Origin of the sequence: Mesorhizobium sanjuanii, from assembly GCF_002529485.1 — a bacterium.
Classification (GTDB): Bacteria; Pseudomonadota; Alphaproteobacteria; order Rhizobiales; family Rhizobiaceae; genus Mesorhizobium; species Mesorhizobium sanjuanii.
The window spans coordinates 21,487-38,729 of sequence record NZ_NWQG01000049.1 but is presented as its reverse complement, the minus strand read 5'-3'; the positions used below and the strand labels follow the sequence as shown (position 1 = coordinate 38,729).

At 64.3% G+C, this 17,243-nt stretch carries 15 protein-coding genes; 14 read left to right on the top strand and 1 reads right to left on the bottom strand.

The window, feature by feature from the left end:
• The first annotated feature begins 1 nt into the window (after position 1).
• Entirely contained in the window at positions 2–790 is a 789-nt protein-coding gene (locus CN311_RS09800) for an ABC transporter permease (RefSeq protein ID WP_097573189.1), read from the top strand.
• A gap of 12 nt (positions 791–802) precedes the next feature.
• Positions 803–1,888, top strand: a complete 1,086-nt coding sequence (locus CN311_RS09795; protein WP_097573187.1) for an ABC transporter ATP-binding protein — start codon at positions 803–805, stop codon at positions 1,886–1,888.
• Positions 1,889–1,894: 6 nt separating this feature from the next.
• Here CN311_RS09795 and CN311_RS09790 read toward each other — a convergent pair whose 3' ends face one another.
• Entirely contained in the window at positions 1,895–3,070 is a 1,176-nt protein-coding gene (locus tag CN311_RS09790) for an acetyl-CoA C-acetyltransferase (protein ID WP_097573185.1), read from the bottom strand.
• A gap of 135 nt (positions 3,071–3,205) precedes the next feature.
• Between CN311_RS09790 and CN311_RS09785 the strand changes: the two genes are divergently transcribed.
• The 12 genes from CN311_RS09785 to CN311_RS09725 all read left to right on the top strand — a co-directional run bounded on the left by CN311_RS09785 (position 3,206) and on the right by CN311_RS09725 (position 17,223).
• Positions 3,206–5,158 carry an acetoacetate--CoA ligase gene (locus CN311_RS09785; protein WP_097573183.1) on the top strand — a complete coding sequence of 651 codons (1,953 nt, stop codon included), beginning with the start codon at positions 3,206–3,208 and terminating at the stop codon, positions 5,156–5,158.
• Positions 5,155–6,315 (top strand): thiolase family protein, encoded by a 1,161-nt coding sequence (locus CN311_RS09780; RefSeq protein WP_097573181.1) that lies wholly within the window; start codon positions 5,155–5,157, stop codon positions 6,313–6,315. The genes CN311_RS09785 and CN311_RS09780 overlap by 4 nt, the downstream gene beginning before the upstream one ends.
• Positions 6,312–7,223: an OB-fold domain-containing protein gene (locus tag CN311_RS33375; protein WP_245440790.1), complete on the top strand. Its 912-nt coding sequence runs from the start codon at positions 6,312–6,314 to the stop codon at positions 7,221–7,223. Before CN311_RS09780 ends, CN311_RS33375 begins: the two co-directional genes overlap by 4 nt.
• A gap of 5 nt (positions 7,224–7,228) precedes the next feature.
• On the top strand, positions 7,229–8,476 hold the full coding sequence (locus CN311_RS09765) for an MFS transporter (protein WP_342586615.1): 1,248 nt from the start codon (positions 7,229–7,231) through the stop codon (positions 8,474–8,476).
• An 86-nt stretch (positions 8,477–8,562) separates the two neighbouring features.
• Positions 8,563–9,624 carry a Fic family protein gene (locus CN311_RS09760; RefSeq protein ID WP_097573177.1) on the top strand — a complete coding sequence of 354 codons (1,062 nt, stop codon included), beginning with the start codon at positions 8,563–8,565 and terminating at the stop codon, positions 9,622–9,624.
• A gap of 194 nt (positions 9,625–9,818) precedes the next feature.
• Positions 9,819–10,649: a GntR family transcriptional regulator gene (locus CN311_RS09755; RefSeq protein ID WP_097573175.1), complete on the top strand. Its 831-nt coding sequence runs from the start codon at positions 9,819–9,821 to the stop codon at positions 10,647–10,649.
• Positions 10,650–10,934: 285 nt separating this feature from the next.
• On the top strand, positions 10,935–11,711 hold the full coding sequence (locus CN311_RS09750; protein ID WP_097573173.1) for an SDR family NAD(P)-dependent oxidoreductase: 777 nt from the start codon (positions 10,935–10,937) through the stop codon (positions 11,709–11,711).
• Between the two features lie 26 nt (positions 11,712–11,737).
• Positions 11,738–12,397, top strand: a complete 660-nt coding sequence (locus tag CN311_RS09745; protein WP_097573171.1) for an L-fuculose-phosphate aldolase — start codon at positions 11,738–11,740, stop codon at positions 12,395–12,397.
• 85 nt (positions 12,398–12,482) lie between these two features.
• Complete coding sequence (locus CN311_RS09740; RefSeq protein WP_097573170.1) at positions 12,483–13,496, top strand: sugar ABC transporter substrate-binding protein; 1,014 nt, start codon at positions 12,483–12,485, stop codon at positions 13,494–13,496.
• 174 nt (positions 13,497–13,670) lie between these two features.
• Positions 13,671–15,203, top strand: coding sequence for a sugar ABC transporter ATP-binding protein (locus tag CN311_RS09735; protein ID WP_245440789.1), 1,533 nt, complete (start codon positions 13,671–13,673; stop codon positions 15,201–15,203).
• Complete coding sequence (locus tag CN311_RS09730; RefSeq protein WP_097573168.1) at positions 15,200–16,237, top strand: ABC transporter permease; 1,038 nt, start codon at positions 15,200–15,202, stop codon at positions 16,235–16,237. The genes CN311_RS09735 and CN311_RS09730 overlap by 4 nt, the downstream gene beginning before the upstream one ends.
• Complete coding sequence (locus tag CN311_RS09725) at positions 16,234–17,223, top strand: ABC transporter permease (protein WP_097573166.1); 990 nt, start codon at positions 16,234–16,236, stop codon at positions 17,221–17,223. Before CN311_RS09730 ends, CN311_RS09725 begins: the two co-directional genes overlap by 4 nt.
• Positions 17,224–17,243 lie beyond the last annotated feature (20 nt).

Here is a 17,243-nt window from a genome sequence, read left to right as displayed (position 1 = left end):
CGTGCTGCTCAAACTGGTGGTCTGGTCGATCCTGGCGTTCCTGTTGATGCCCCTGGTGATCATCGTTCTGTTCTCTTTCCATGCGAGCCCTTCGCTGTCGTTTCCTTTTGCCGGCTTCAGTCTGCGCTGGTACGCCGAAGTGCTCGGCAATGCCCAGCTCGGTTCGGCCCTGGTCAAGAGCCTCACCGTCGCCGGTTTCACCGCCTTGATCACGCTGGTCCTCGGAGCGGCGGCTTCTCTCGCCTGGCTTCGCCTGGGGCACCGCGGCCGCGCCTTGCTGGAGGTGCTGTGCCTGACGCCGATCGCACTACCCGGCCTCTTCGTCGGCGTCTCGCTTCTGGTGCTGTTCGCGCAGGCCCGCGTCCAGCTCTCGACGGTAACCATCGTCATCTCGCATGTGGTGCTGGCACTGCCCATTCTGATCGTGGCGATGCGCGCCAGGCTTGCTTTGTTCGATCCATCGCTGGAGGAGGCATCGCGCGACCTCGGCGCCAGTCAGATGCAGACCTTCGGCAAGGTGACGCTGCCTCTGATCGCGCCGACTTTGATCGCCTCGGCCATATTGGCGTTTGCCGTGTCTTTCGACGAATTCGTCGTGACCTCCTTCGTCGCCGGCACCGAGACGACATTGCCCATGTATATCTGGTCGATGATGCGCCGCACCGTGACGCCGCTCATCAACGCCATTTCCACTCTCGCTCTGGTGTTCTCCATCGTCATCCTCGTCGCCGCCTGGCTCATCGGCCATCTGCGCAGAAGATCGGCCGTCGCCGGCCGCACCGTGTCATAAGGATCGACAGGCATGACAATCCGCCCGCCCGTGATCGAGATCACCGCGGCCCAGAAAATGTTCGGCTCCTTCCAGGCGCTGAGCGACATCAACCTGTCCATCGAACAGGGCGAGATCGTAACCTTGCTCGGACCCAGCGGTTGCGGCAAGACAACCCTGATGCGGCTCATAGCCGGTTTCGAGGCGGTGACCGCCGGTTCCATCAAGATCGATGGCCGGGATTGTGCCGGCCAACCACCCGAGCGGCGGCCGGTGAACATGGTCTTCCAGCGCTATGCGCTTTTCCCGCATCTCGACGTTTTCGAGAACGTCGCCTTCGGCCTCAAGGTCAAGGGCACGCCCAAGGCGGAAATTCGCGAGCGCGTCCAGCGCATGCTGCACATCGTTCAGCTCGACAGCTTCGCCAACCGCTATATCAACGAGTTAAGCGGCGGCCAGAGCCAGCGCGTGGCGCTCGCCCGGGCGCTGGTCAATGGCCCGAAAGTCCTGCTGCTCGACGAGCCGCTTGCCGCGCTCGATCTGAAGATCCGCCAGCACATGCTGGTCGAGATGAAGCGCATTCATGCCGAGACCGGCGCCACCTTCGTCTACGTCACGCACGACCAGGACGAGGCGATGATCCTCTCGGATCGCGTCGTCCTCATGGAGAAGGGCCGCATCGTGCAAATCGACCGGCCCGAAACCATGTACGCGGCGCCGAAATCGCTGTTCGCCGCCAAATTCCTTGGCGAGACCAATTTGTTCGAGGCGGCAATGGCAGGCGACGATGCCTCCGGTATGACGGCCGTCACCGGATCGGGACTCCGCTTTCACAGCTCCATCGTCCCAGCCGGCGAATTGCGCGGCAAGGTGATCGTCTCAATTCGACCGGAATCCTTCCGCTTCAACCGGGACAATGACACCACGCAATCGGCGATCGGGCAGGTCGAGGATGTCATCTTCATAGGCAGCAGGTCGTTCTACACCATCCGTCTCGCTGACGGTGTCCGCGTTCGTGTCCAGGTCCAGCGCAGCACGCGCACAAGCCTGCCGAAACCGGGTGAGAATACGGAAGTTTTCTGGGACTCCGACAACGTCGTCATCCTTCCGCAATCCTGAACGCCGTCAGCGTTCCAGGCAGATGGCGACGCCCAGCCCGCCGCCGATGCAGAGCGAGGCGAGGCCGCGCTTTGCGCCGCGCTTGACCATTTCATGCAGCAGCGTAACGACGATCCGGCAGCCGGAGCCGGCCAGCGGGTGGCCGAGCGCGATCGCGCCGCCATTGACGTTGATCAGGCCGCCGTCCCAGCCCATCTCGCGATCGACCGCAATGGCCTGCGCGGCAAAGGCCTCGTTGATTTCGAGCAGATCGAGGTCCGATGCCGTCCAGCCGGCCTTGTCCAGCGCCTTGCGCGAGGCCGCCACCGGCCCTAGCCCCATCTCCATCGGCTCGACGCCGGCCGACGCGTAGGCGGCAATACGCGCCAGCGGCGTCAGGCCGAGCTCGTTCATGCGCTTTTCCGAGACCACCATCACCGCCGCGGCGCCATCGTTGAGCCCGGACGAATTGCCGGCCGTGATGGTGCCGTCCGTGTCGAAAACCGGCCGCAAACGGGACAGGGTGTCCAGCGTCGAGTTGGGATTGGGATGCTCGTCGGTTGCGACGACAAAGTCCTCGCGCTTCTCCGTGACAGTGACAGGCACGACCTCGCCGGCGAAGCGCCCTGCGGCGATCGCTTTGGCCGCTTTTTCCTGTGAGGCCAGCGCGAAGCGGTCCTGCTCGTCGCGTGTGATCTGATAGCGCCGCGCCAGGCCTTCCGCCGTCACCCCCATATGTACCTGGTTGGGTGCATCCCACAGGCCGTCGACGATCATCGAATCCTTGATCTCGTGGTCGCCCATCCTAACGCCGCGGCGCGCGCCGTAGATCAGATGCGGCGCCTCCGTCATGGAGTCCTGGCCGCCGGCAATGACGATGTCGGCATCGCCGCAGCGTATCGCCTGGGCGGCGAGATGGATCGACTTCTGGCCGGCGCCGCAGACCTTGTTCACGGTCATCGCTGGCACGCCGACCGGAATGCCGGCCTTCAGCGCCGCCTGCCGGGCCGGGTTCTGGCCGGCGCCACCGGTCAGCACCTGGCCCATGATGATTTCAGAGATCGCATCGCCGTCGATCCCGGTCTCTTCGAGCAGCGAGCCGATCACCGCTGCGCCGAGGTCGGCGGCGGGGATCCCGGCGAAGGCGCCGTTGAGCTTGCCGATCGGCGTGCGTCTGGCGGCTACGATGAACACGTCCTGCATGTGATTTGTCACTCCTGGGCGAAGACGGACAGCACCCGCTTCGGCTTCTTGACATTCTGGTTATAACCAATATTCTAGCTGGTGTCGGGCGCAACGCCAAGAGCGAAACGCCAAACGAATTTCCGGGAGGAATTGATGACATCCAGCGTGCTCTGGACGCCGGCTTCGGCCGCGTTCAAGAACTCCGGCCTTGCGCGTTTCGCCGCTGAAAACGGCTTCGACCCGCATGACTACGAGACGCTGCATCGCTGGTCGATTGGCGAGAAGGGCGCCTTCTGGCGCGCCGTCTGGGAGTTTGCCGGTGTCATCGGCGAGCCGGGCGCGATTGCGTTCCGCGCCGATCCGTCCGCCCCGATGACCGGCAGTGCCTTCTTTCCCGAGGCCAGCCTCAACCTCGCCGAGAACCTGCTGCGCGGCGATGACGACGCACTTGCCATCGTAGAGGCCGACGAAACCGGACATTTCCGCAACTACAGCCGCGGCGAATTGCGGAACATGGTCGCCCGCACCGCGCATGGCTTGAAGGCAGCCGGCGTCGGGCGCGGCGACCGCGTCGGCGGCATCCTGCCCAACCGCATGGAGGCGCTGGCGGCGCTGCTCGCCACGCTGTCCATCGGCGCGGTGTGGTCGTCCTGCTCGCCGGATTTCGGTGTCTCGGCCATCCTCGACCGGCTCGGCCAGATCGAGCCGAAGGTGCTGTTCGCCACGCCGCGCTACCGCTATGGCGGCAAGGATCACGATACTGCCGGCCGGCTTGGCGAGATCGCCGCCGGCATGCCCGGCCTGACAACGCTGGTGATCTGCGGCGATCAAGCTACGGTGCAGGCCCCGGCCGGCGTTTCCTGCATCGGCTTCGAGTCCTTCGGCAGGGAAGGCGACCTCGCCTTCGAACGGGTGCCGTTCTCGCACCCGGCCTACATCCTCTACACCTCGGGCACGACAGGCGCCCCCAAAGCCATCGTGCATTCCACCGGCGGTGTCCTGCTCCAGCACGTCAAGGAACATCTGCTGCATGGCGATGTCAGGCCGGGCGACGTCATGAGCTGGTACACCAACACCGCCTGGATGATGTATCACTGGCTGATCTCCGGCCTCGCCTGCAATGCCACGGTCGTGCTCTATGACGGCGCGCCGATCCTGAAGTCGCCAGGCGGTCTCGACCCGAGCCCGCTCTGGCGCGTCTCCGAAAGGGCCGGCGTCACCCATTTCGGCATCAGCCCGAAATATCTGGCTACGCTCGCCGACGAACACTACGCGCCAGGCACCAGGCACGATCTGTCGGCATTGCGTTCGCTGCTGTCGGCCGGCGCGCCGGTATCATCAGGCCAGTTCGACTGGGTCTATGAGAACGTCAAGCGCGACATGATCTTCGCTTCGATCTCGGGCGGCACAGAGATCATCGGCTGCTTCCTGCTCGGCTCGCCTTTGCATCCGGTGCGGCGGGGCCATCTGACGGTCAAGGGGCTCGGCCTGGCGGTCGCGGTGATGGACGAGCGCAACGCGCCGGTCATAGCCACCCAGGGCGACCTCGTCTGCACCGAGCCGTTCCCGTCGATGCCGCTGACCTTCTGGGGCGAGGGCGGCGACGAACGCTACCACGCCACCTATTTTGCCGCGCGCCGCGAAATCTGGACACATGGCGACATCGCCGAGATGACAGTGCATGGCTCGGCCATCGTCCATGGCCGCTCCGACACCACGCTCAAACCGGGCGGTGTCAGGATAGGCACCGCCGAGATCTATGCGGCCTGCGAGAAATTTGCGGAGATCGAGGACTGCCTGGTGTTCGGCGTGCCGATCACCGGCGACGAGGAAATCCTGCTCTGCCTGAAGCTGAAGGAAGGCAGCATCCTGACGGTGGAACTCGCCCAGCGCATCCGCAAGCATATTCGCGAGCAGGCCTCGCCGCGCCATGTGCCGCATCGCATCCATGCCGTCTCGGCCATTCCCTACACACTGAACGGCAAGCGGGTGGAGGGCGCCGCCCGCACGGTCATCGAGGGCAAGGCGGTGAAGAATCTGGGATCGCTGGCCAACCCGGAGTCGCTTGACGAATACCGGCTGCTCGACCGGAGCCAGGCGGCATGAGCGCGGCCAGATCACGCGGTGCCATCGCCGGCATCGGGGAGCTCAAGCCAACACGCCGCACCGAGGGGCGCACGACGCTGGAGATGATCGCCGAAGTCTCCAGGCTCGCCGTCCTTGATGCCGGGCTTGAACCCGGTCATATCGACGGCCTGCTGGTCGGGCCGCAGGTCGGCGAGACGCCGCAGCATGTGCCGGCGACGGTCGCCGAATATCTCGGCCTCAAGCCTGACATGGCCAATGTCGTCGATCTCGGCGGCGCCTCCGGCGCCGGCATGGTTTGGCGGGCGGCGGCGGCGATCGAGGCCGGCATGTGCGAGGCGGTGCTGTGCGTGCTGGCCAACACCCGCGAGGAGGTGCCGGCGCGCTCGCCCAACCGCAACCCGATCCGCGAATTCGACGTGCCGTTCGGCGCGTCGGGCGCCAATATTTCCTACGCGCTGCTGATGCAGGCGCATATGGCCGAATACGGCTCGACGCCGCAGGACTTCGCCGCGATCGCCGCCTGGGCGCGCCGCAACGCGCAGCTCAATCCCGATGCAATCTTCTACGGCAAGCCGGCCGATGTCGATGATGTGCTGGCCTCGCCGATGGTCGCCTCGCCCTTGCATCTCCTGGAGATCGTCATGCCGGTCGCCGGCGGCGAGGCGGTCGTCGTCGTCTCGGCTGAGCGGGCACGCAAGTTGGCAAAGCCAGCCGTGCATCTTTTGGGCGCCGGCGAGAAGGTGACGCACCGCGCGGTCTCGCAGGCGCCGAGCCTGACCTCCGGCCCGCTCAAGCCGGCAATGGCGCGCGCCTTCGCGCAGTCAGGCACGCGTGCCGACCAGATGAGCCTTTTGTCGCTCTACGATTGCTACACGATCATGGTGGCGGCGACGATCGAGGATGCCGGCCTCTGCACTCCGGGGCAGTTCGGCCAATGGGTACGCGACCACGATCTCGGTCCCTCCGGCGATGCACCATTGAATACGCATGGCGGCCAGCTCGGCTTCGGCCAGCCCGACCTTGCCGGCGGCATGACCCATGTCGTGGAAGCCGTGCGGCAACTGCGCGGCGAGGCGACAGGCCGGCAGATCGCCGACGCAAGGCTGGCGCTCGTCACCGGCAATGGCGCGACGATGAGCGAAGCGACCGCGCTCGTTCTGGGAGCCGGCCAATGAGCGTCGATCTCGATCTCCTGAAGACGCCAGGACCGACCATCACCGCGCTGACCGCGCCGTTCTGGCAGGCGGCGTCGCAGGGGCGGCTGGCGATCCAGTCCTGCGAGGCCTGCGGCAGGGCGGTGTTCTATCCCAGGCCGATCTGCCCACATTGCTGGAGCAATCGCCTCGCCTGGCGCGAGGCGTCGGGCCGCGGCCGGCTCAAATCCTTCTCGGTTGTGCACAAGCCCGGCCATCCCGGCTGGCTGCCGGCGGCTCCCTATGTCGTCGGCCTGGTCGAGCTCGAGGAAGGCCCAACCATGCTGAGCTTCATCGTGGCCGATGAAGCCGCCTGCGCCGTCGGGCAGCCGCTCGTGCTCGCGTCGACGCGGATCGGCGGCCGCCTGCTGCCCGCCTTCAAACCGTCGGCCGGTGCCGGCTCAACCAGACAACCCAACCATAGAGGGAACACGCTCATGAGCACAGAGACCAAGGACGGCTGGATCGGCGTCATCAAGGGTCGGCCGCAAGTCGGCGCCTTCGCCGAGCGTTCGCGGCGCACGCGGCTGGAGGACATCGAGGCGTTCACCGAAATGACCGGCGACCGCAATCCGCTGCACTACGACAAGGCGCTGGCCGAGGCCTCGGTCTTCGGCAAGCTCATCGTCCAGGGCGGCGTCACCTCGGGCATCCTCAACGCGCTGGTTGCGGAGGACCTCCCCGGTCCGGGCACGGTGTTCCTCGAAGTCGGCTGGAAATTCGTCAAGGCGGTCGGCGTCGACGAGATGATCACCGGCCGCGTCGAGATCAAGGAAGTGCGACAGGACAAGCCGATCTGCAAGATCGAGACGTCGGTACGCAACGAGGCCGGCGACATCTGCCTGACCGGAACCGCGACGGTGTTCACCGTGCCTTTGGCCAAGGCCTGAGTGACGTGGCGCTCTCGCGGGCCATTCCCGACGCAATGCACGGCGTCGACGATGCGCAGCGCTGGAGCGTCCTTGCCTTGCTTTGCCTCGCCGTGGTGCTGTCGCTGACCACCTGGTTCTCGGCAACCGCGATCACGCCCGAGCTGAAGGCGGCGTGGCACCTGTCCGGCGCCATCGAGGCCTGGCTGACCAATGGCGTGCAGGTCGGCTTCGTCGCCGGCGCATTGGCGTCGAGCCTGGCCAATTTGCCCGACATCGTCAGGCTGAACCGGCTGATGGCGCTCTCCGCCCTGCTTGCCGCAGCCGCCAATGCCTGCCTGCTGCTGCAGCCGGGGCCGGTCGGTCTGGTCTGCGCCCGCATCCTCACCGGAGTGGCGCTGGCCGGCGTCTATCCGCCGGCCCTGAAGCTTGTCTCGACATGGTTCGTGCGGGGCAGGGGCCTCGCGCTCGGCGCCGTCATCGGCGCGCTAACGCTGGGCTCGTCGCTGCCGCATCTGTTCCGCGCGCTGAGCGGTGCGCTCGACTGGCAATTGGTGGTCATCGCCGCGACTGTGGCGACTCTGATCGGCGCCGGCATCTTCTGGTTCTTCGCCGGCGAGGGGCCGTATCCCTTCGGCAAGGCGGTCTTCGATCCCCGTCAGATCGGCGCGGTCTTCCGCGACAGGCCGCTGGTCCTCGTCAATGTCGGCTATCTCGGCCATATGTGGGAGCTCTACGCCATGTGGGCCTGGCTGCTTGCCTATGCCCGCGCAGCGCTCGAAGCCCAGCAGGTTTCGCCGACCATGGCGTCGCTTCTGACATTCTGCGCAATCGCCGCCGGTGTCGGCGGCTGCCTGCTTGGCGGCGTGCTTTCCGACCGTTTTGGCCGTACCTTCACCACGGCTGGCCTGATGCTCGTTTCCGGCCTCTGCGCGCTGCTGATCGGTTTTGTCTTCGATGGGCCGCTTTGGCTGTTTGTTGTGGTCGCGCTTGTCTGGGGCATTTCGATCATCGGTGATTCGGCGCAGTTCTCGGCGGCGGTGACCGAGCTCGGCGACCGGCGCTTTGTCGGCACGGCGCTGTCCGTCCAGCTCGGGCTCGGCTTCGCGCTGACCGTGCTGGTGATCTGGCTGGTTCCGCATGTCGTTTCGCTGCTCGGCGGCTGGCGCTGGGCGTTCCTGCTGCTGGTGCCGGGACCATTCATTGGTGCGGCGGCCATGCTTGCTCTGCGGCGTCTGCCGGCGGCTACGAAAATGGCTGGCGGCAAGCGCTAGTGAAACCTCGTTTGGGTATTTTTGGGTCATTTATTGGGTAAAAGGCCGTTTTTTGATCTTTTGGGTATTTTTGGGTATATTTGGGTATGATTCTGAAGGTCGATTCCCTGCAAATTACCCCCGAAATCCTTGCCCTCGTCTCGGAGATTGACGAGTTCAAGGGGGCTTGGCGAGCGCTGGGCACGCTCGCGCCAGAGCGTCTCGCGGCTTTGCGCCGCGTTGCGACCATCGAGAGCATTGGCTCTTCAACCCGTATCGAAGGCAGCAAGCTTACGGACGCCGAAGTCGAGCGGCTGCTTGCTAACCTCGACATCAAATCCTTCGAATCCCGCGACGAGCAGGAAGTCGCAGGATATGCGCAGGTCATGGAAATGATCTTTGCGCATTTCGTTGCGATTGATCTGACCGAAAACCACGTCACGCAGCTGCACCGTGACCTGCTGGCGTTCAGCAACAAGGATGAGCGTCATCGCGGCGCGTACAAGACACTCGCCAACAACGTCAGTGCGTTCGATTCCGAGGGAAAAGAGATTGGCGTCATCTTCGAAACGGCGACGCCTTTCGATACGCCAAAGCGGATGAAGGAACTTATCGAGTGGACGCGCGGTACGCTCAACGAGCAAAGCCTGCATCCTCTGCTCGTCGTTGCAATCTTCACTGTGGTGTTTCTGGAGATCCACCCGTTTCAGGACGGCAATGGAAGGCTGTCGCGCGTTCTGACGACGCTCCTGCTGATGCGCAGCGGCTACGCGTATGTGCCCTACTCTTCGCTCGAAAGCGTGATCGAGAGCAGCAAGGAGGGCTATTATCTGGCCCTTCGCCAGACCCAGAAAACGATCCGCAGTCCGAAGCCGAATTGGCAGCCCTGGGCTGTGTATTTCCTGCGCGCCCTTCAGCAGCAAAAGCGGCGTCTTGAAAAGAAAATCGAGCGTGAGCGTCTCGTGCTCGGCACGCTGCCAGAACTCTCACTTCAAATCATTCAAGGCATAAAGGAGCGCGGACGCATGACTATAGGCGAGATCGTCAACCTGACAGGTGCAAACCGCAACACCGTCAAAAAACATCTGGCAATGTTGGTTGATGCAAAGCACTTGGCGCAGCATGGAATTGGGAAGGGCACATGGTATGGCAACGGCCAGACCGGCTAGACTGCCGGCTCACAGCGATGGTTCACCGCCGGGCTTGATTTCTCGCGTAAAGATTGAGTGTATCAGGCACGGCGATGATGCCGGTGCCCGGTTTTCCGACCGGGGCCTAGAGCAATTCCAGGAAAAGTGTGAAACGGTTTTCCGTCCGGAACTGCGCAAAAACGATGAGCCGCTCTAGAGTTCAAGGTGGGTGGATGCTGAAGACCCGGGGAAGACCGCGCTACGACCAGGAAGACGCGGAGGCTGCGGAAGCCTTCCGCGATATCGGCGCGAAGATCCAGCTCAACCGCGACAACGTCGCGCCGCTCTGGGTGCAACTGCGCAACCAGATCGAGGAAGCGATCAACACCGGCGTTCTGGCCGCCAATTCGCGCATCCCTTCCGAACAGGCGCTGTGTGATTTCTTCGGCGTCTCGCGTCCCGTGGTGCGCGCCGCCATCGGTTCGCTGTCCAATGGCGGCCGCGTCATCAAGATGCCGCGCAAGGGCATGTTCGTGGCCGCACCGCGCGAGCATGTCGACTTCATGACCTCGAACCTCAGCGTCTTCGGCGACTTGACGGCCAAGGGCCATGTCGTTTCGACTCGCACTTTCGAATTCTATCGCTGCCCGCCCAGCGAAAAGGAAAGCAGCGTCTTCGGCATACCCGAGACCGGCAGCGTTGTGCGCATCGGCCGCGTCTACATGACCGACGGCGCGCCGATCACGCTCACCCATATCAGCCTGCCCGGCCACAAGGTGCCGGGGCTGGAGACCATCAATATCGAAAACCAGTCGGTCTTCCAGACGATCAGGGAACGCTATGGCCTGACGGTGCTGCGCGCCGAGCGCTGGTTCACGGCCGCAATGCCGACGCTGGAGGAGGCGGAGCGGATGGGCGTGGCGCCGACCACGCCGCTGATCTCGATCGAATCGATTGCCTACGATGCCGATGGCGCCGCGCTCGAATATTACCAGGCGCTCTACAACTCGTCGGTGGCGCGCATCCACATGTCCATCGAGCAGAGCAGCGCGACCAACGCATAGGGATTGCCAGGCAACACATTGCCGATTTGCCCAGCTTGTAGAAATATTCTTTCTGGTAATAACCAGATTGACATAAGCGTGGAACGACCTTAGGGTCTGCTCATGCCGCCATCCCCTGGGTGACGAAATTCGTCATCCCAGGAGGGCGGGGACCGTCACCCCCTTAGGGGTGTCGGGAGGAGTTTTCGGAAGTTCGGATCTGAGGCGTCGCCGCGACGGCTGGCGACGAGCGCAAAGCTGTTGCCTTGCGCAGGGCGGAGCCGTGTTCCGACGCGGAGGAAGAGTATGGATTACAGGCGTCAACTGGATCTCGATGGCGAGGTCGCCGTGGTCACCGGCGGCGCGCGCGGCATCGGCTTCGAAGCGGCCAAGGCGCTTGGCTCCTGCGGCGCGCATGTCGTGCTGATCGACCTCGACCAGGGCGTGCTGGACGCGGCGGTTGCCGCGCTCGCGGATGCGAGTGTCACCAGCGTCTCGACAAGGCCGCTCGACGTCACCGATCCGGACGCATTGGAAGCCGCCGCCACCGATCTGGCGGCCGAATTGGGCAAGATCGACATTCTCGTCAACAGCGCCGGCATTGCCCGCCTCAATGCTGCGCTCGACACGCCTGATGAGGAATGGCGGCTGGTCATGGACATCAATGTCAACGGTGTCTACTGGGCCTCGCGCGCCTTCGGTCGCCAGATGGTGGCGAAAGGCAAGGGCAGCATCGTCAATCTCGGCTCGATGTCGGGCCTGATCGTCAACCGTCCGCAAAGTGCGGCGTCCTACATGGTCAGCAAAGGCGCGGTGCATATGCTGACCAAGGCGCTCGCCGTCGAATGGGCGCCGATGGGCGTGCGCGTCAATGCCCTCGCTCCTGGCTATGTCGCCACCGATATGACGCTGAAAATGCGCGACCGCCCCGAACTCTTCAATGTGTGGATGGACATGACGCCGATGGCGCGTTGCGGCGAGCCGCGGGAGATCGCCTCGGCGATCCTGTTCCTGGCGTCGCCCGCCTCAAGCTACGTCACCGGCGCGATCCTGTCGATCGACGGCGGTTATACGGCCTGGTGATGGGTCGGCAAGCAATGGGAAACTACATGTCGGCCTCAGATACGCAAATACGCCAGTCGATCATCGATGCCTGCATCGAGATGAACAGGGTCGGCATCAACCAGGGCACCTCGGGCAATATCAGCGTGCGCCACGGCGAAGGCATGCTGATCACGCCGACCAGCACGCCATACGAGACACTTGAGGTGCAGGACATCGTGTTCATGAACTGGGCCGGCGACACCGAAGGCAGGCTCGACGCTTCAAGCGAATGGCGCTTCCATCTCGACATCCTGAAGGCGCGGCCGGAGGTCAATGCGATCGTCCATGCCCACCCCAATTATTGCACGACCATTGCCATCATGGGCAGGAAGATCCCGGCGATCCACTACATGATCGCCGTTGCCGGCGGCAACGACATACGCTGCGCTCCTTACGCGACCTTCGGCACGGCCGAGCTTTCGGTCAACGCGGTCAAGGCGCTTGAGGGCCGCAAGGCTTGTCTTCTCGCGCAACACGGCATGATTGCCGTCGGCACCTCGCTCGACAATGCCATGTGGCTGGCGGTCGAGGTCGAGACGCTGGCGCGGCAATATCATGGCTGTCTGCAGATCGGAGAACCGCCGCTTCTGTCGGACGCCGAAATCCAGAACGTTCTCGGCAGGATGGCAAGCTACGGCCGCCGCGACGATGTCGATGCCGCATGAGCGTTCGAACGAATTGCCGGATCGAGCCGGTGAGGTCCTTCAGAGCGGGTTCTGAGGGTTATTGAAGGCAAAGTGGAGGAAACCAATGTCCAACAAACAGAGCAGATCACACAGCATCCTCAAGACGGCGGCCATCGCGCTGGCGGCTGCGTGCAGTTTCCAGTTCGTCCTGTCCGCCGCGCAGGCGCAAGAGCTTTCCCTCAAGGGCAAGCGCATCGGCGTTTCCATCGTCGGCACCGACCACTATTGGGACCTGATGGCGTTCCGCGGCATACAGGACGAGATCAAGGCGCTTGGCGGCGAGGCGATCGCGCTCGACGCCGGCCGCAAGGACCAACAGCAGATCGCACAGTTGCAGACGCTGATTGCCCAGAAACCCGACGCCATCGTCGAGGTGCTTGGCAATCTTGAAGTGCTTAACCCGTGGCTCGCCAAGATCCGCGAGGCCGACATTCCGCTGTTCACTGTCGATACGGCGACGCCCCATGCAATCAACAACACCACTTCGAACAACTACAATATCGGTGCCGAAATCGCCCTGCAGATGGTCGCCGACATGGGCGGCAAGGGCAACGTTCTCGTCTTCAACGGCTTCTACTCCGTGCCGGTCTGCAAGATCCGCTACGACCAGATGAAATATGTGCTGTCCTCGTTCCCGGACGTAAAGATCGTCGAGCCGGAACTGCGCGACGTCATCCCCAACACCGTGCAGGCCGCCTATTCCAACATCACCGACATGCTGACCAAGTCGCCTGAGAAGGGCTCGCTCAACGCGGTCTGGGCATGCTGGGACGTGCCGCAGATCGGCGCCACCCAGGCCGCCGAGGCTGCCGGTCGGCAGGAACTGAAGACCTACGGCATCGATGGCAGCCCCGAAGTCATCAAGATGGTGATGGATGCGAAATCGCCGGCCGCAGCGGTTGCCGCCCAGCAACCCTACGAGATCGGCAAGACCTCGGTGCAGAACGTGGCCAAGTTCCTGGCCGGCCAGAAGGTACCGCCGTTCACCTTCGTGCCTGCCGTGCTGATCAACAAGGAGAACGCCGCCGTCACCGGCAAGCCGTTCCTTGAGGCAGCAGAGAAGGCCGGCGTGAAATAAGGCCTCCCAAGCCTCATATCGCTCGGGCCGCGCCGCTTCGGCGGCGCGGCCTCCGGGGAGCGCCAGGTGTCGGATTCGACGCGCACGACGCGCTCCCGTATTTTCAAACCTGCGCATGCAACCGATCCCGGTTTCAGGCGTCATGCGCAAAGAGTACCGCGCAAGGAGCAGGGCATGACCGCGCAACCCGCCGCAGCTCAAATCGCCATCTCGATGACCGGCATCTCCAAGCGCTTTGGTCCGGTCCAGGCGCTTCACGATGCCGATCTGGAAGTAGCGCGAGGCACTATCCATGGCCTCGTCGGCCAGAATGGCGCCGGCAAGTCGACGATCATCAAGGTGCTGGCCGGCATATTGAAGCCCGACAGCGGCACGATATCAGTCAACGGCGAGACCGTCGGCAATCTGACCCCATCCTCAGTCGAACGGCTCGGCGTCCATTTCATTCACCAGGACCGCTTGCTGGTGCCGACCGCCACGGTCGGTGAGGCGGTATTCCTGCGCCATGAACTCGGCTTCGGCCCCTTCGTCAGCCGCCGTTCGATGAACCGGCGCGCCGCCGAACTCCTGAAGCGCTATTTCGACCTCGAACTCCCCGTGGGCATCCTGGTGCAGGACCTGACCACGGCGCAGCAGAAGATCGTCCAGATCACCCGCGCACTGGCGCAGAAGGCCTCGGTGCTGGTGCTCGACGAACCGACGGCGGCACTCGTCAAGCGCGAGGTCGACAGCCTGTTTGCCGTGCTTCGCCGGCTGCGCGACGATGGCATCGCCGTGATCTTCATTTCGCACTACATGCAGGAGATCGAGCAGCTCTGCGACCGCGTCACCGTGATGCGCAACGGCACCGATGTCGGCACCGTCGATCCGGCCCGGACGCCGATCGACGAGATCATCGCCATGATGATCGCGCGCGATGTCGGCGAGATGTTTCCCAAGCGCTCTGTCGAAATCGGCGCGCCGGTGCTCGAAGTCTCGCATCTCGGCATGGCCGGCAGTTTCGAGGACATCTCGTTCTCGGTGCGCCGCGGCGAGATCGTCGGGCTGACCGGCCTGCTGGGCTCCGGCGCCAAGGAGATCGTGCAGTGCCTGTTCGGGCTGGACCGCGACGAGCGCGGCTCGGTCAAGGTCGAGGGCAAGACTTTGTCGATGTCCTCGCCGGTTCACGCCGTCCGGGGCGGCATCGCCATGCTGCCGGAGGATCGCCGCGCTCATGGCGTGGCCATTGATCTCTCGGTGCGCGAGAACATCAGTCTTGCCAGCCTCGGCCGCTACAGCGGCAGCGGCTTCGTCAAGCGGCGGCAGGAGAACCAGGCGGTCGACGGGCTGATCCGCGAATTGTCGATCAAGACGCCCGGCCGCGACACGCTGGTGCGCCAGCTCTCCGGCGGCAACCAGCAGAAGGTGGCGATCGCCAAGTGGCTGAGCTGCCAGTCGCGCGTCTACATTCTCGACGAGCCGACCGTTGCCGTCGATGTCGGCGCCAAGGTCGAGATCTACAATCTCTTGAACCGTCTGGCCGGCGAGGGCGCCGCCATCCTGATGCTGTCGTCCGACCTGCTCGAACTGGTCGGCGTTTGCGACCGCGTGCTCGTCGTCTATCGCGGCAGGCTCGCCGGCGAATTCTCTGGTGCCGAGCTCGACGGCGACAGGCTGCTTGCCGCCTCTTCCGGTGCCCGTGTCGCCAAGGCGGAGGCCTTCTCATGACCGCAACAACGATGAAAGCCGCCGGCACGGACACCGCGCAGAGCGAGAAGCAGCCGCGCGTGCAAAACACCGGCAAGCGCCTCGGCGCGGCCGCCGTGCGGCTCGGCGCCATCGCCACCTTTGCGCTCATCATGATCTATTTCGCGCTGTTCGCGCCGGGCTTCCTGTCCTCCTTCAACCTCATCAACGTCGTCGAACAGTCGGCAATCCTCGGCGTGCTCGCCTTCGGCATGGCCGTGGTCATCATCGGCGGCGGCTCGAACGTCACCGAAGGCGGCATCGACCTGTCGATCGCGGCCAATATGGGCCTGTGCGCCGCAGTGTTCGCCACCGTGCTGCAGGCCGGCTATCCCGATGCCGTGGCGCTGCTTGCGGCCATCGCCTGCGGCATTGCGGTCGGCGCGCTGAATGCGGTCGCCGTCGTCGGCCTCGGTATCCTGCCGCTGCTGGCGTCGCTGGCGGTGATGAACATCGCCGCCGGCGCCGAGCTGACCCTGACGCAGAATACGGTGGTCGGCGCCGCCTCGCCGCTGCTCGCCTTCCTTGTGTCGGGCAGCTTCCTCGGCATTTCGGCGCTTGCCTGGTGCCTGATCCTGTTTTCCGCCATCATGCTCGTCTTCATCCACAAGACGACCTTTGGCCTTCGGCTCTATGCCGTCGGCGGCCATCCGGAGGCAGCGCGCGCCGCCGGCATCAACGTGCCGCTGCACGTCGGCTTCACCTATCTGTTCTCAGGCTTTTGCGCGGCCATCGCCAGCGTGCTGGCTGTCTCCCGGCTCAGCGCCAGCACGCCCGGCTCCGGTGAGATGCTTTTGTCGGTGCTGGCCGCCGCTCTGCTCGGCACCGTCTTTTCCCGGCGCCTGGTGCCGACCATCGGCGGCACGCTGCTCAGCGTGCTGTTCATCGGCTTCCTTGCCAATGGCTTCCAGCTCCTCAACGTGTCGAGTTATTGGGTCAATGGCGTGCAGGGCGCGCTGATCCTGCTGGTCGTCGCCGTCACCTCATTCGCCCGCGGACCGGAGGCATCACGATGAGCGTTTCGCAAGGCACAGGCGCCTCCGGCGCGCAAAGGCTCGGTGGTTTCATCGCCAGCTACAGCGTCATCATCACCTTCCTGGCGATCTGCCTGTTCTTCGCCGTGGCCAGCCCCACCTTCCTCACCGGGGCGAACCTTTACAACGTGCTGGTCAACAATGTGGTGATGCTGGCCATCGTCGCGCTTGGCCTCACCATCGTCATCTCGTCGGGCGGCATCGACCTGTCGGTCGGCGTCTCCGTCGACATGGCCTCGATGGTGTTCGTCATGCTGCTTGCTGCCGGCTATGGCGGCGTCTTCGGCGTCACCGTCGGGCTGCTGGCGGCCGTCGCCGTCGGCGTGCTCAACGCCATCCTGATCACCAGATTGAAGATCAGCCCGTTCCTGGCGACGCTCGGCGTGCTGTTCATCGGCCAGAGCACGCAGCAACTCGCGACCAGCGGCGGCCAGCCGATCTACCTGATCACCGGCTATGCCGGTGACCAGTTCAACGCCATCGCCAGGACCGCACTGCTCGGCGTGCCGACGCCGGTGCTGGTGCTGATCGCCTGCATCGTCGTCGTCTATCTCCTGCTGCACCGCTCGGTCTTCGGCCGCGCCGTGCAGGCGATGGGGGCGCAGCCGGGGGTCGCCTGGTATTCGGGCCTTGCCGTGCCGCGCCAGCAATCGCTGGTCTATATCGGCTGCGCGCTGCTTTGCGGCATCACCGGCATCCTGTTGTCGGCGACGGTGAAATCCTACGTGCCGCTGTCCGGCAATGCCTTCCTGCTCGACGCCATCGGCGCCACCTTCATCGGCACCACGCTCAGCGCCGAGCGCCGGCCGACAGTGGTCGGCACCCTGCTTGGCGTGCTGCTGCTCGCCGTGGTCAAGAACGGGCTGCTGCTCATCGGCTGGAATTTCTACTGGCAGCAGGTCGGCATCGGCGTGCTCGTCTTCCTGGTGCTTGCCGTGAGCTTCGGCTTGCGCCGCGCCCGCCACTGACTCTCCTGCCTTTCAAAGGA